15 protein-coding genes and 1 riboswitch are annotated in these 13,149 nt (G+C 72.7%); of the genes, 10 read left to right on the top strand and 5 right to left on the bottom strand.

Annotated elements, in window-relative coordinates; genetic code table 11:
* The first annotated feature begins 147 nt into the window (after positions 1-147).
* Positions 148-468 carry a hypothetical protein gene (locus BIU94_RS02990; protein WP_071254067.1) on the top strand — a complete coding sequence of 107 codons (321 nt, stop codon included), beginning with the start codon at positions 148-150 and terminating at the stop codon, positions 466-468.
* A gap of 190 nt (positions 469-658) precedes the next feature.
* Here BIU94_RS02990 and BIU94_RS02985 read toward each other — a convergent pair whose 3' ends face one another.
* Both BIU94_RS02985 and BIU94_RS02980 read right to left on the bottom strand, forming a co-directional pair.
* Positions 659-1,591: an aldose 1-epimerase family protein gene (locus BIU94_RS02985; RefSeq protein WP_071254065.1), complete on the bottom strand. Its 933-nt coding sequence runs from the start codon at positions 1,589-1,591 to the stop codon at positions 659-661.
* On the bottom strand, positions 1,588-2,445 hold the full coding sequence (locus tag BIU94_RS02980; protein WP_071254063.1) for a DeoR/GlpR family DNA-binding transcription regulator: 858 nt from the start codon (positions 2,443-2,445) through the stop codon (positions 1,588-1,590). The genes BIU94_RS02985 and BIU94_RS02980 overlap by 4 nt, the downstream gene beginning before the upstream one ends.
* A 64-nt stretch (positions 2,446-2,509) precedes the next feature.
* On the opposite strand from BIU94_RS02980, the gene galT reads away from it, so the two are divergent.
* Positions 2,510-3,607 (top strand): galactose-1-phosphate uridylyltransferase, encoded by a 1,098-nt coding sequence (gene galT / locus BIU94_RS02975; protein ID WP_071254061.1) that lies wholly within the window; start codon positions 2,510-2,512, stop codon positions 3,605-3,607.
* Positions 3,604-4,743: a galactokinase gene (gene galK / locus BIU94_RS02970; RefSeq protein WP_071254059.1), complete on the top strand. Its 1,140-nt coding sequence runs from the start codon at positions 3,604-3,606 to the stop codon at positions 4,741-4,743. The genes galT and galK overlap by 4 nt, the downstream gene beginning before the upstream one ends.
* 32 nt (positions 4,744-4,775) lie before the next feature.
* Here the strand turns inward: galK and BIU94_RS02965 are convergent, their stop codons facing one another.
* From BIU94_RS02965 to glyA, 3 genes are all read right to left on the bottom strand, one after another.
* Complete coding sequence (locus BIU94_RS02965; protein ID WP_071254057.1) at positions 4,776-5,228, bottom strand: hypothetical protein; 453 nt, start codon at positions 5,226-5,228, stop codon at positions 4,776-4,778.
* Positions 5,229-5,448: 220 nt separating this feature from the next.
* Positions 5,449-6,360, bottom strand: coding sequence for a tetrahydrofolate dehydrogenase/cyclohydrolase catalytic domain-containing protein (locus BIU94_RS02960; RefSeq protein ID WP_071254129.1), 912 nt, complete (start codon positions 6,358-6,360; stop codon positions 5,449-5,451).
* Between the two features lie 23 nt (positions 6,361-6,383).
* Positions 6,384-7,691: a serine hydroxymethyltransferase gene (gene glyA, locus BIU94_RS02955; RefSeq protein ID WP_071254055.1), complete on the bottom strand. Its 1,308-nt coding sequence runs from the start codon at positions 7,689-7,691 to the stop codon at positions 6,384-6,386.
* A gap of 78 nt (positions 7,692-7,769) precedes the next feature.
* A riboswitch (ZMP/ZTP riboswitch) is annotated at positions 7,770-7,855 on the bottom strand.
* A 37-nt stretch (positions 7,856-7,892) separates the two neighbouring features.
* On the opposite strand from glyA, the gene clpS reads away from it, so the two are divergent.
* The 7 genes from clpS to purU all read left to right on the top strand — a co-directional run bounded on the left by clpS (position 7,893) and on the right by purU (position 13,141).
* Positions 7,893-8,180: an ATP-dependent Clp protease adapter ClpS gene (clpS, locus tag BIU94_RS02950; protein ID WP_071254053.1), complete on the top strand. Its 288-nt coding sequence runs from the start codon at positions 7,893-7,895 to the stop codon at positions 8,178-8,180.
* A complete protein-coding gene (locus BIU94_RS02945; RefSeq protein WP_071254051.1) occupies positions 8,177-8,653 on the top strand; it encodes a DUF2017 family protein in 477 nt (158 codons plus the stop codon). Before clpS ends, BIU94_RS02945 begins: the two co-directional genes overlap by 4 nt.
* Complete coding sequence (locus BIU94_RS02940; RefSeq protein ID WP_071254049.1) at positions 8,650-9,576, top strand: N-acetyltransferase; 927 nt, start codon at positions 8,650-8,652, stop codon at positions 9,574-9,576. Before BIU94_RS02945 ends, BIU94_RS02940 begins: the two co-directional genes overlap by 4 nt.
* Positions 9,577-9,665: 89 nt before the next feature.
* Positions 9,666-10,130: a MarR family winged helix-turn-helix transcriptional regulator gene (locus BIU94_RS02935; RefSeq protein ID WP_217639472.1), complete on the top strand. Its 465-nt coding sequence runs from the start codon at positions 9,666-9,668 to the stop codon at positions 10,128-10,130.
* Between the two features lie 121 nt (positions 10,131-10,251).
* Positions 10,252-11,616, top strand: coding sequence for an MFS transporter (locus tag BIU94_RS02930; protein WP_217639471.1), 1,365 nt, complete (start codon positions 10,252-10,254; stop codon positions 11,614-11,616).
* Positions 11,617-11,798: 182 nt separating this feature from the next.
* Positions 11,799-12,011, top strand: coding sequence for a hypothetical protein (locus BIU94_RS02925; protein WP_071254044.1), 213 nt, complete (start codon positions 11,799-11,801; stop codon positions 12,009-12,011).
* 269 nt (positions 12,012-12,280) lie between these two features.
* Positions 12,281-13,141, top strand: coding sequence for a formyltetrahydrofolate deformylase (gene purU / locus BIU94_RS02920; RefSeq protein WP_071254042.1), 861 nt, complete (start codon positions 12,281-12,283; stop codon positions 13,139-13,141).
* Positions 13,142-13,149: the final 8 nt, after the last annotated feature.

Genomic DNA, 13,149 nt, shown 5'->3' with positions numbered 1-13,149 from the left:
GGCGTCCACAGGAGCCTCATGGTGGTTCCTCTGCACAACCCAGTCGACGTCCAGCGATCTGCTGGCCTGACGCCGATAGTGTCGTTCCCGGATCCGATCACCGGGTCCTGCAGCACCGCACCACCACGAACGAACGGGGTACACATCGTGTCCGAGCCCATCGACGCCACGCAGACCAGCACCACCGGTGACGCGCGCCGCCTCGTCGAGCTCGCAGCAGCGACGAACACGACGATGAGCAACGAGCTCCTGCTCGACACGCTCCGTCGGAACGCCCAGGTCACCACCCGCCACATCCGCGCGGACTTCGTCGAGGTCGCCTCGGCCACCGCGGTCCTCGGGTACGTCTGCAAGCAGCGCAAGGAGTTCGTCGCCCTGCGCGGCGACGACCCCGCCTGGGCGCACGAGGTGGGTCGCTACCCGAGCGAGTCCCTCGCGGTCGAGGCCCTGCGGATGCGCCGCGGCTGACCCACAGCTCCGAGACGACGAACGCCGCCCCACACCGGGGCGGCGTTCGTGCGTGCAGCGGAGCGTTGGATCCCCTGCTGAAGCGACAGATCGCCGTCCTCCACCCGCGACCACTCCGCCAGAGCGACACTCTCCCGCGATCCTTCGGCGGGACGGAGTCGCTTTCGCGAGGCGGGTCGGGCGGCGCGGCTCAGGACCAGACGCGGCGGATGCCCCAGCTGCCCGTCCAGGTCTCGTCGGGTTCGAGCCAGCGCAGTCCCTCGCCCGAGTTGAGCGCGTTGGCCGGTGCGGTCATCGGTTCGACCGCCACCGCCAGGCCCGTGCCGTCGCCCCGTGGGAACTCGCGTGACGTGAAGACCTGCACGTAGGGGAACGACGCGTCCTGCCAGAGCTGGACCCCGTCGCCCTCCGGGCCGTGCAGGGTCGTGTGCCGCACCCCGTCGGCGTCCGGCGTGATGTCGGTGTAGGCGGTGTCGAGGTCCGAGTCGCCGGCGCGACGCCCCTGCCGCAGGTCGAACCCGGTGCCGTCGACGGACACCGTGCCGTTCGGCACCTTCTGGTCGTCGACCGTGAACGCGGTCGCCGCGTCGAGCGTGACGACGAGGTCGTCGGCGGGGGTGTCGCCGGCGCGCAGGTACGGGTGGGCCCCGACGGCGAAGGGCGCGCGCACCCCGGAGCGGTTCGTGACCTCGTGGGTCACGCGGATGCCGTCGTCGACGAGTTCGTGGTGCACCCGGGTCTCGAGGGTGAACGGCCAGCCGTGCTGCGGGTGGATCGTCGCCTGCTGCACGATGCCGGTCTCGGTCTGGGTCACGACGCGGTACGGCGCGAAGCGCAGGAGTCCGTGCGAGGCGTTGCCGTACTTCGGTTCGGAGACGTCGAGCTGCTGCGCCCTGCCGTCGAGCTGCCAGACGCCGCCCGCGACCCGGTTCGGCCAGGGCGCGAGGACGATGCCGTTCGCGCCCGGCGGCTGCTCGGTGACCGCGAACGGCTCGGTGAGGTCGAAGCCCGCGACCCGGAGTTCGCGGATGCCGGCCGCGACCTCGGTGACGACGGCCTCGACGACGCCGTCGGGTCCGGCGTGGTGCAGGTGGTACTGGCCACCGGTGGGTGCTGCGGTCATGGCGTGTGGTTCCTTCCGGAGGGTGCGGTGCGGTCGTCGCCGCCGTCGGCCACGAGGACCTGGACCCCGGCCGACCGGATCGTGGCGACCGCGTCCGCCGACGCTCCGGCGGTGACGACGACGTCGATGTCCTCGAGCGCGCGGACGACCCCGATGTGGGCCCGGCCGAACTTCGACCCGTCCGCGACCACGACCGTACGCCGAGCCGAGGCCGCGAGCATCCGCTTCGCCTCGGTCTCGGGCAGGTTCACGTTCGTCAGCCCGTGCTCGACGTCGACGCCGGTGCCGCCGATGAACACGACGTCGGCCGCGATCATCGGCAGCACGGTGCCGTTGAAGGGCGCCACGAGGGAGTGCTGCAGGGGGCGCAGCGTGCCGCCGGTGACGACGACGGTGAACCGGGGCACGGCCGGCTCGAGGGCGAGCGCGGTGGTGAGCGAGTTCGTCACGACGGTGACGTCGACGAGGTCCGTGCGGGCGACGAGCGCCGTCGCGACCGCGGCCGGGGTGGTGCCGACGTCGAGGACGACGCACTCGCCGGACCGCACGAGGGACGCCGCCGCCCGACCGATCGCGGCCTTGGCCGCCTGGTGCTCGACGGCGGTCTCCTCGAAGGGTCGTTCGCCGGGACCGGCCCCGAGACGGACGGCACCGCCGTGCACCCGCCGGAGCCGGGCCTCCTGGTCGAGGACCGCGAGGTCCTGCCGGACCGTCACCTCGCTCGTGCCGAGCGCCGCGGCCAGGGCGGCGGTCCGCACCAGGCCGGGAGCACCGTCGACGATGGCGACGATGCGGTCCTGCCGCAGCGGCGCGGGCAGCGCGCCGGCGAGGAAGGCGAGGTCGTCGTCCGTCATGTCCCTAGTTTCACTTGCTTGCGTTGCCTTTCGCAATGCTTCGGATGCGTACTAGGGTGGTCGGGTGATCACCAAGCGCGCGACGAAGCTCGCGGACGGCCGCGACCTCTTCTACTTCGACGACGCGGACTCCACGCTGCCCGCCGAGCGAGCGATCGACGGCCGCGCACTCGACCCCCGTCCGGAGACCGCCCGGATGCGGCAGGACGTCCTGACGGGCGAGTGGGTCTCCATCGCGGCGAGCCGGCAGAACCGCGCGTTCCTGCCCCCCGCCGACCAGGACCCGCTCGCGCCGCAGACGCCAGCGAACCCCTCCGAGATCCCGAGCACCTACGACGTCGCGGTCTTCGAGAACCGGTCGCCGTCCTTCGGCCCCCTGCTCGAGGCGGACGACGCCCCGGAGTCACTGGCGTCGCTGTCCGAGGTCGGTCTGAACCGGCAGCTCCGCAGCGTCGGGCGGTGCGAGGTGGTGTGCTTCTCCCCCGCGACCGAGGGCTCGTTCGCGTCGATCACCGAGTCGCGCGCCCGCACCGTGGTCGAGGCCTGGGCGGACCGCACCGCCGCGCTCTCCGCGATGCCCGGCATCGAGCAGGTCTTCCCGTTCGAGAACCGAGGCGAGGCGATCGGCGTCACGCTGCACCACCCGCACGGGCAGATCTACTCGTACCCGTACGTCACGCCCCGTACGCAGCGGCTCCTCGACTCCATCGACCGCTTCGGTCCGGACCTGTTCGCGCAGCACCTGGCGAACGAGCAGGCCTCCGAGCGGGTCGTGCTCCGGGGCGAGCACTTCACGGCGTTCGTGCCGTTCGCCGCGCGCTGGCCGATCGAGGTCCACATGCTGCCGCACCGCCACGTGCCCGACTTCGCCGGCCTGACCGACGCCGAGAAGGACGAGCTCGCGCACATGCACCTGCGCCTGACCCGCGGCATGGACGAGCTCTACGAGGACCCGACGCCGTACATCGCCGCGTGGCACCAGGCCCCCGTGCACGTCGGCCGGGACACCGTGCGGCTCATGCTGCAGATCACCTCGCCGCGTCGGGCGGCGACCAAGCTCAAGTACCTGGCCGGCAGCGAGGCCGCCATGGGCGCCTGGATCGGGGACCTCGTGCCCGAGCAGGCCGCCGAGTTCATCCGAGGAGGGATCGAGCGCGCATGACGTTCCAGCAGGTCTACGGGTACGAGCCGTCCGTGCGGTACTCCGCTCCGGGTCGGGTCAACCTGATCGGCGAGCACACCGACTACAACGACGGGTACGTCCTGCCGTTCGCGATCGACCGCCGCACCACCGCGTCGATCGCCCGCCGCGACGACCGGATCATCCGGGTCGCCTCTGCCTTCGACACGGCGGGCGGCGCGGTGTCGCTCGGACTCGACGACCTGTCGCCGGACACCATGGACGGGTGGTCGGCGTACGTGTTCGGCATCGCCTGGGCGCTGCGCGAACACGCCGGTGTCGACCTCGCCGACCGGACCGGCTTCGACGTCTTCATCGACTCGGACGTCCCGGTCGGCGCGGGCCTGTCGTCGAGCGCCGCGATCGAGTGCGGCGTCGCCCTGGCCTTCAACGACCTGTGGGAGCTCGGCCTCGACCGGAAGACCCTGGCCCGCGTCGGCCAGTACTCCGAGAACCACGCCGTCGGCGCACCGACCGGCATCATGGACCAGTCCGCGTCGCTGCTCGGCGAGCAGGACGCCGTCGTGTTCCTCGACTGCCGCACGCTCGACACCGCCGTCGTCGACCTGGCGCTCGAGTCGAACGGCCTCGAGGTCCTGGTCATCGACACCCGCGTCGAGCACGCCCACGCGACCGGCGGGTACAAGGCCCGCCGCGACTCGTGCGAGCGCGGCGCGCAGGTCCTCGGCGTCGAGGCGCTGCGCGACGTCGGCGTCGACGACCTGCCGCGTGCGCAGGAGCTCCTGGACGACGAGACCTTCCGCCGTGTGCGCCACATCGTCACCGAGGACCAGCGCGTCCTCGACACCGTCCGGACGCTCCGCGAGCAGGGTCCGCGGGCGATCGGTCCGCTGCTCGTCGCCTCGCACGAGTCGATGCGCGACGACTTCGAGATCTCCGTGCCGGAGCTCGACCTGGCGGTCGCGTCCGCGGTCGCGCACGGCGCCGTCGGCGCCCGCATGACCGGTGGCGGCTTCGGCGGCGCGGCGATCGCGTTGGTCGACCGGGAGGCCCGTGGCGCGATCACCGCGGCCGTCACCGCCGCCTTCGCCGACGCCGGGTACCGCGAGCCGAACGTGTTCACCGTGCACGCCGCACAGGGCGCCCGCCGCGACTGACGTGCTCGCCGTGGCCCGTCAGCCGTGGCCCGTCAGCCGTCGTGCGACGGGTACTCGACGGCGATCGACACGTCGCCGAGCATGAACGGGTGGAGCACACCGTGCCCCACCGCCCAGAACGCCCACTCGTACTGCACGATGAACAGCACCCACACCAGCACGGTGACGCCGACGACCCCGGCCAGACCGAGGGCGAGCACGCGGTCCTGGTCCCAGCGCGCAGCACCGCGGCGGGCGACCCCGACGGCGAAGCCGGCGACGGCGAAGCCGATCGTGAGCACGACCCAGCCGATCCAGGGCCGCGCCTGGAACTCGACGGACCCGAGGGAGACGTCCGCGGTGCTCCCGGGCAGCAGCGGGCCGGCCGACCAGTTCTGCCCGAGCACCTGCAGGAAGAGGCAGAGCAGGGTGATCCAGACGAGCTTCCGGGCGTCCTTCGTGAACAGCGTCTCGCGACCCTGTGGCTCCGCGGCGGTCATGGTCATGCTCGAACCGTAGCGCGGCGCGGCCCGCAGCAGAACCGCCCGTCCGAGGGGCGGTCGCGGACCCGGCCGCCCCCGCGACCGGACCGGCGCGACGGGGGCGGGTCGGGCCTCCCGGCCGCCCTTCGTGAGCAGGAACGGTCGAGTCGCACGCCGGGACCCGACCATTCCTGCTCACGAAGCGGGGCGAGCGCCCGCGCCCGCGCCCGCACCCGCTCGGTGCCTATTGCAGGCGGCGCTCCGCGGCCTCGACCACGTTCTTCATGAGCATCGCGCGGGTCATCGGCCCGACGCCGCCGGGGGTCGGCGACAGGAACCCCGCCACCGTCGCGACCGCGGGGTCGACGTCGCCGTGCAGCTTCGCCTTGCCGGTCTCCTCGTTCACCACGCGGGTGATGCCCACGTCGATCACGGCCGCTCCGGGCTGCACCCAGTCCGGCTCGACGAGCCCGGCGACCCCGGCGGCGGCGACGATGATGTCGGCCCGACGGCACTCCGCGGCGACGTCGGCCGTCAGCGAGTGCGTCAGGGTCGCGGTCGCCTCGAGGCGGGTGAGCAGCAGCCCGAGCGGACGGCCCACCGTCAGCCCCTGGCCGATGATCGTGACGTGGGCACCCCGGATCGGGATGTCGTACGCCTCGAGCATCGCGACGATGCCCCGCGGCGTGCAGGGCAGGGGTGCGTCGATCGTGCCGGCACCACCGGGCACGGCGAGCACGAGCTCACCGAGGTTGGTCGGGTGCAGGCCGTCGGCGTCCTTCGCCGGGTCCATCAGCTCGAGCATCGGGATCGGGTCGATGCCCTGCGGCAGCGGGAGCTGCACGATGAACGCGGTGACCCGCGGGTCGTCGTTCATCTGCAGGATCGCCGCCCGGATGTCGGCGGCACTCGCGGTCTCGGGCAGGTCGATGCGGACCGAGTCGAGCCCGATCTGCGCCGAGTCCTTGTGCTTGCCGGCGACGTACGACATCGAACCGGGGTTCGAGCCGACCATGATCGTGCCGAGGCCGGGACGGACGCCGTGCTCGTGCAGCCGGTCGATGCGGACGCGGAGCTCGTCGAGGGTCCGGGCGGCGAGGGCGGTGCCGTCGATGCGGACGGCGCTGCCCTCCCCCGCCCAGCGCTCACGCGGCATCGGCCCGAGCGAGGACGCGGCGCTCACGCGTACAGCGGGAAGGCGTCGGTCAGGGCCGTGACCCGGGCCGAGAGCGCGTCGATGTCGGGGTCCGGCATGAGCGTCAGCGCGATGATGTCCGCCACCTCGGCGAACTCGGCGTCGCCGAAGCCGCGGGTCGCCAGCGCCGAGGTACCGATGCGGACACCCGAGGTGACCATCGGCGGGCGCGGGTCGAACGGCACGGAGTTGCGGTTCACGGTGATGCCGACCTCGTGCAGCAGGTCCTCGGCCTGCTTGCCGTCGACCTCGGACTCGCGCAGGTCGACGAGCACCAGGTGCACGTCGGTGCCACCGGTGAGCACGTCGATGCCGGCGGCCTTGGCGTCGTCCTGCGTGAGCCGGTCGGCCAGCGCCTTCGCACCACGGAGCGTGCGCTCCTGGCGGTCCTTGAACTCCGGCTGGCCGGCGAGCAGGAACGCGGTGGCCTTCGCGGCGATCACGTGCATGAGCGGGCCACCCTGCTGGCCGGGGAACACGGCGGAGTTCAGCTTCTTGAAGAGCGACTCCTCGTTGGACAGGATGATGCCCGAGCGCGGACCGGCGAGGGTCTTGTGCACCGTCGACGACACGACGTGGGCATGCGGCAGCGGCGACGGGTGCAGGCCCGCAGCGACGAGCCCGGCGAAGTGCGCCATGTCCACCCAGAGCGTCGCGCCGACCTCGTCCGCGATCTCGCGGAACTTCGCGAAGTCGAGCTGACGCGGGTAGGCCGACCAACCGGCGATGAGGACCTTCGGCTGGTGCTCGATCGCCTTCGCGCGGATGTCGTCGTAGTCGACCTCGAAGGTCTCCGGGTCGACGCCGTACGCCACGGCGTTGTAGATCCGGCCGGAGAAGTTGAGCTTCATGCCGTGGGTCAGGTGCCCGCCGTGCGCGAGCTCGAGGCCGAGGATGGTGTCGCCGGCCGAGGCGATGGCGTGCAGGACCGCGGCGTTCGCGCTGGCGCCGGAGTGCGGCTGCACGTTCGCGTACGCGGCACCGAACAGGGCCTTCGCCCGGTCGATGGCGAGCTGCTCGGCGACGTCGACGAACTCGCAGCCGCCGTAGTAGCGCTTGCCCGGGTAGCCCTCGGCGTACTTGTTGGTGAGCACGGAGCCCTGCGACTCGAGGACGGCGCGCGGCACGAAGTTCTCGGACGCGATCATCTCGAGGGTGTCGCGCTGGCGGCCGAGCTCCTGCTGCAGGACGGCGGCGATCTCGGGGTCGACCTCGCTGAGCGGGGCGTTGAACGCGGCGCGGGCGGCGGCCTGGTCGACGGCACCGGCGGGAGCCTCCGCCGACTCGGACACGAACGGGGGCAGATCGGCAATGGACACGGGACTCCTACGGTGTGCGGACGACCAGCTGGTCGCACTCGGACGGTCGGTCGGTGCAGCCCAGGCGTACGGCCGCGCACCGTGTCGGTTGTCGCTCCCCGATGGTGACCCATCCAACGCCAGTCGCGACGTGACGATCGTACCGAGCGGCTCGCGCTGTGTCACCCTGGTGGCATGACGCTGACCTCGCCGGACGTGGACGAACGGACGAGCGTCCGTGCCGACACCCCGTGGGTCACCGTGGTCTGGGACGACCCGGTGAACCTCATGTCCTACGTGACGTACGTCTTCCAACAGCACTTCGGGTTCTCGCGCGAGCAGGCCGAGCGGCTCATGCACCAGGTGAACGACGACGGTCGGGCGATCGTGGCGTCGGGTCCGCGCGAGTCGATGGAGGCCCACGTGCAGTCCATGCACGGCTACGGCCTGCAGGCGACCGTCGACAAGGCCCCGGCACCGTGATCCCGTTCGTCCGCCGAGCCGACGGCCTGCACCTCGGCCTGTCCTCCGGCGAGCGGGACCTGCTCGCGTCCCTGACCGAGCAGCTCCGGCAGGTGCTCGACGGCGACCTGTCGGCGGACCCGGTCGCCGAGCGGATGTTCCCGGACGCCTACCCGGACGACGACGCGGCGAGCGCGGAGTTCCGGCAGTACACCCGCTCGGACCTGTTGACCCTGAAGACGACGAACGCCGCGATCGTGCACGACTGGCTGACGGGCACCCGCGACGGCGCCCTCGCCGGCGAGGACGAGCAGGCGTGGCTCCGCACCCTGACGGACCTGCGGCTGACGATCGCCGACCGGCTCGGCATCGAGGACGCCGACGACGAGGAACGCTCGATCGAGGCCGACGCGGGCGTCGGCCTGCGCGACGTCTACGACTGGCTCGGGTACGTGCAGGAGCACCTGGTCACGACGATGACCGCCCAGCTGTGACGGTCGCCTTCCGCGCGACCACCGAGGACGACCGGGAGGCCCTGCTCGCGTTCTCGACGCGGGAACCGGTCGCGTGGACCGGTGCGGACCGGTACCGCGCGGAGGCCGCCACACGCAACCACCGCCCGGAGTGGTCGTGGTTGGCGGTCCGCGACGGGCGCCCGGTGGCACGGGCCGTCTGGTGGGGCGGCGCGGACGCGGCGGCACCGTCGACGCTCGACGACCTGCTGGTCTCGCCCGACGTCGCGGACGACGAGCGCGTGGCGATCGCCGCCGGGTTGATCGCGGCCGGCGGGTCCGCGTTCGGGGTGCTGCCGGAGTGGATCGTCGACGTCGCGGTGGACTGGCACGACGACCCCGAGGCCGTCGCGGCGCTGTCGTGGCGGACGGCGGCCGCCCGGTCGGCGGGACTCGGCCGGTCGACGGAACGGGTGAGCGTCGCGTGGACGCCGGACCGCGGCGTCCCGGCGTCGTCCTCGCTGCGCTTCCGGGCCGGCGGGGACGACGAGTTCGGCGACCTCTTCGCCCGTGTCGCCGTCGGGAGCCTCGACGCCCACACCCGGGCGTCCGTCGAGGAGCTCGGTGCGAGGGGCGCCGCTGCCGACGACCTCGCCTTCTACCGTTCCCTGCCCGGGTCGCGGGACGACTGGCGGGTCGCACTCGACGCCGAGGGGGTCGTGGTCGGGTTCGTGCTGGCGACGCGCACGGCGTACGACGCGGCGATCAGCTTCATCGGCGTATTGCCCCAGCACCGTGGCCGCGGGGTCGTCGACGGCCTGCTCGCCGAGGGGCTGCGGGTGCACGCCGAAGCCGGGGAGCCGCGGGTGGTCGGCACGACGGACGCGGCGAACACCCCGATGCGCCGGGCGTTCGAACGTGCCGGCTTCGTGGTGACGAAGCGCCGGATCGTGTTCGAACGCTGACCCGGACCGCCCCGAACAGGCGACCACGAGGCACCCGGAGAACAGAAGGCGAACTTGCAAGTCGTCCTGCTGAGGCGTAGCGTCCGAGCGTGACCGATCTCCCCGTGTCCGATGGACCCGTGTCCGATGCGCCCGTGCTCGACGCGACCGAGCTGGCCGACGCCGTCCTCACGATGCACGGACGACTGCGGCGGTCGTTGCTGGCCTCGAAGTCGGACGACGTCACCGCGTCGCAGACCGCCGCCCTCGGCCGGCTGCTGCGGCACGGGCCGGCCACCGTCGCCGACCTGGCACGCGCCGAGGGCGTCCGGCCGCAGTCGATGGGGGCGACCGTCCAGGCCCTGGTCGACCTCGGTCTGGCCGAGCGGCAGCCCGACCCGACGGACGGCCGGCGGTCGATCGTCAGCGCGACGGCGGCCGGTCGTGACGCCCGCCAGGCCGCCTGGGCCGCGCGGAACCGCGAACTCGCCGAGCGGCTCGCGGCCCTGCCCGAGGCGGACCGCCGCGTCGTCGCGCGGGCGATGGACGTGCTCGGACCCGTCGTCGATCCCTGACCCGCGCACCCCTCGTCCCGTCCTGCAACCCGGAAGAAGCGTCCTCACGTCCACCACCACCACGACCACGACCACCGGCACGACCACGGGCAGCGGCTTCGGCCCGAAGCTCCTCGTCCCGGTGCTCGTCGGACCCCTGCTCAACCCGATCAACACCACGATGGTGTCGGTCGCCCTCACCCCGATCTCCCTCGACCTCGGGATCGGTGCGGCGCAGGCGATCTGGCTCGTCGCCGCCCTGTACCTGGCGAGCGCGATCGCGCAGCCGACGATGGGCAAGCTCGCCGACCGGTTCGGCCCGAAGAAGGTGTTCCTGACCGGGCTCGTCATCGTCGGGATCGCCGGGGTGGTGCCCGAGGTCCTGACCGGGTTCGGCGGCGCCGTGACCGCCCGGGTGCTCATCGGCATCGGGACGTCGTCGGCGTACCCGGCGGCGCTCACCACGCTCCGCCAGCACTCCGCCCGGATCGGGAAGCCGACGCCCCCGCTCGTCCTCGGGGCGCTGTCCATCACGTCGCTCGTGTCCGCAGCGGCCGGGCCGCCGCTCGGCGGGGCGCTCATCGCGGCCTTCGGCTGGCACGCGATCTTCCTGGTGAACGTGCCGCTCGCGGTCTTCGGCATCGTCGTGGCGGCCCTGTGGCTGCCGTCCGACCGGCTGCGCCCCCGCGAGGCCGACGAACTGCCGGTCCTGCAGGCGCTCGACCCGCTCGGCATGGTGCTCATGACCGGCACCGTCTCGGCACTGCTCGTCTTCCTGCTCGACCTGTCCGCCGGGCTCTGGTGGCTGCTCGCCGTCGCCGTGGTGCTGCTCGTCGCGCTCGTGCTCTGGGAGCTCCGCGCCGTCCGGCCGTTCGTCGACGTGCGGCTGCTCGCCCGGAACGGCGCGTTGTCCCGCACGTACGGCCGGCTGTTCCTGACGTACCTGCTCGCCTACACGATGACCTACGGCTTCTCGCAGTGGGTGCAGGACGTCGCGGGCTACCCCAGCGACGTCGCCGGGTACATCCAGCTGCCGGCCGCGATCGTCGCCGGGGTGGCCTCGTTCGTCGTCGCACGCAGGACCGCGATCCGCGGGCCGCTCGTCGTCGCCGCGCTCGTGCCGATCGTCGGCGGCGTGCTCCTGCTCTTCCTGCACACCGGGTCGCCCGTCGTCCTGCTCGCCCTGACCCCGGCGCTGTTCGGGGTGCCGCAGGCCCTGGCGTCGGTCTCGAACCAGGCGGCGCTGTACCGGCTCGTCCCCGCGGCGTACATCGGCACCGCCGCCGGGCTGTCCCGCACCGCGGTGTACATCGGCGCGATCGCGGCGTCCTCGCTCATCGGCGGCGTGTTCGGCCAGGCCCCGACCACGCCGGACCTGCACGTGCTGGCGTGGGTGATCCTCGGCGTCGCGGTGCTCCTGGCCGTCCTGACCCTGGCCGACCGTCGCCTGCGTGCCGCGGACGCCGGGCGCCCCACCGCCGCTGCTCCCGCGTCTGACGCCGAGTGAGCAGAAGACGACGGGTCGCACCCACGCACCCGACGTCTTCTGCTCACTCGACCACCCGGAGTCCCTCGCCCCCGCGGAGACCGCGGTTTCGTGAGCAGGAAGTGTCGGGTCGTGGCCCCGCACCCGACCGTTCCTGCTCACGATCCGGTCGGACGCCGCTGTTCCCCGGTAGCGTCGCGGGCATGGCGAACGGCGGCGGGTTCAGCAGCGACACCAGGGCGGGCGCGATCTGGAACGTGGTGATCTGCGGCATCATGTGCGTCGGTATCCCGATCGCGGCGATCGTCAACGCCGACCGGGGTTCCGCGTACGTCGGCATCGGCATCGCGGCGACGGTCCTGGCCCTCTGCATGGAGGTCTACTTCGTCCGCCGCCTGCTCGCGCACCGACGCTGACGACCGGCGCCCGCCCGCGCTGCCCTGCCCTGCCCCGCCCCGGACCGGCCCGGCCCGACCCGGCCCTGCCCGCCGACTTCGTGAGCAGAACGTGTCGGGTCGTGACCCCGCACCCGACCGTTCCTGCTCACCATCCGGTCCGGCGGAGCCGCGCGGGGCCGCGCGGAGCCGCGCGGAGCCGCGCGGAGCCCGGCGGCGCCCGGCGGCGCCCCCGCGGACGCCACCGCCGCCGACACCGCCCACGACCGTGCGGCCGGTACCCTGATCCGGTGACCGACGCGACCCCCACGCACTGGACCCTGACGCTCGTCTGCGACGACCAGCCCGGGATCGTGCACGCCGTCTCCGGAGCGGTCGTCGCCGCCGAGGGCAACATCACCGAGTCGCAGCAGTTCTCCAGCGCCGACACGAACACGTTCTTCATGCGGCTGCAGGTCATGGCGCCGGTGGACCGCGCGACGTTCGAGGCGGCACTCGCCCCCGTCGCCGCCCGGTACGACGCCCGCGTCCAGCTCGACGTCGTCGGTCGGCCGACCCGCACGCTGGTGCTCGTGTCGAAGGCCGGGCACTGCATGAACGACCTGCTCTACCGGCAGCGCCGCGGGCAGCTGCCCATCGAGATCCCCCTCGTTCTGTCGAACCACGCGGACCTGTCCGAGCTCGCCGCGTTCTACTCGGTGCCCTTCGAACACCGCCCGGTCACGGACGCGGCGAGCAAGCAGGAGATGGAGCGGCGCGTGCTGCAGGCGGTGGAGGAACACGACATCGAGCTCGTCGTCCTCGCCCGCTACATGCAGATCCTGTCGCCGGAGCTGTGCGCCGCGCTCGAGGGCCGCGCCGTGAACATCCACCACTCGTTCCTGCCCGGCTTCAAGGGCGCGAACCCGTACCGGCAGGCACACGCCCGCGGCGTGAAGCTCATCGGTGCGACCGCGCACTACGTGACGAGCGACCTCGACGAGGGCCCGATCATCGAGCAGAACGTCGTCCGCGTCGACCACACGAAGGACCCGAACGAGCTGGTCTCCATCGGCCAGGACGAGGAATCCCGGACGCTCACCCAGGCGGTGCGCTGGATCGCGGAGGACCGCGTCCTGCTCGACGGCGCCCGCACCATCATCTTCAAGTAGGCACCACC

This window comes from Curtobacterium sp. MMLR14_006, from assembly GCF_001864985.1.
Classification (GTDB): domain Bacteria; phylum Actinomycetota; class Actinomycetes; order Actinomycetales; family Microbacteriaceae; genus Curtobacterium.
The sequence above is the reverse complement of the archived record's forward strand: the minus strand, read 5'-3'. Positions and strand labels throughout refer to the sequence as shown.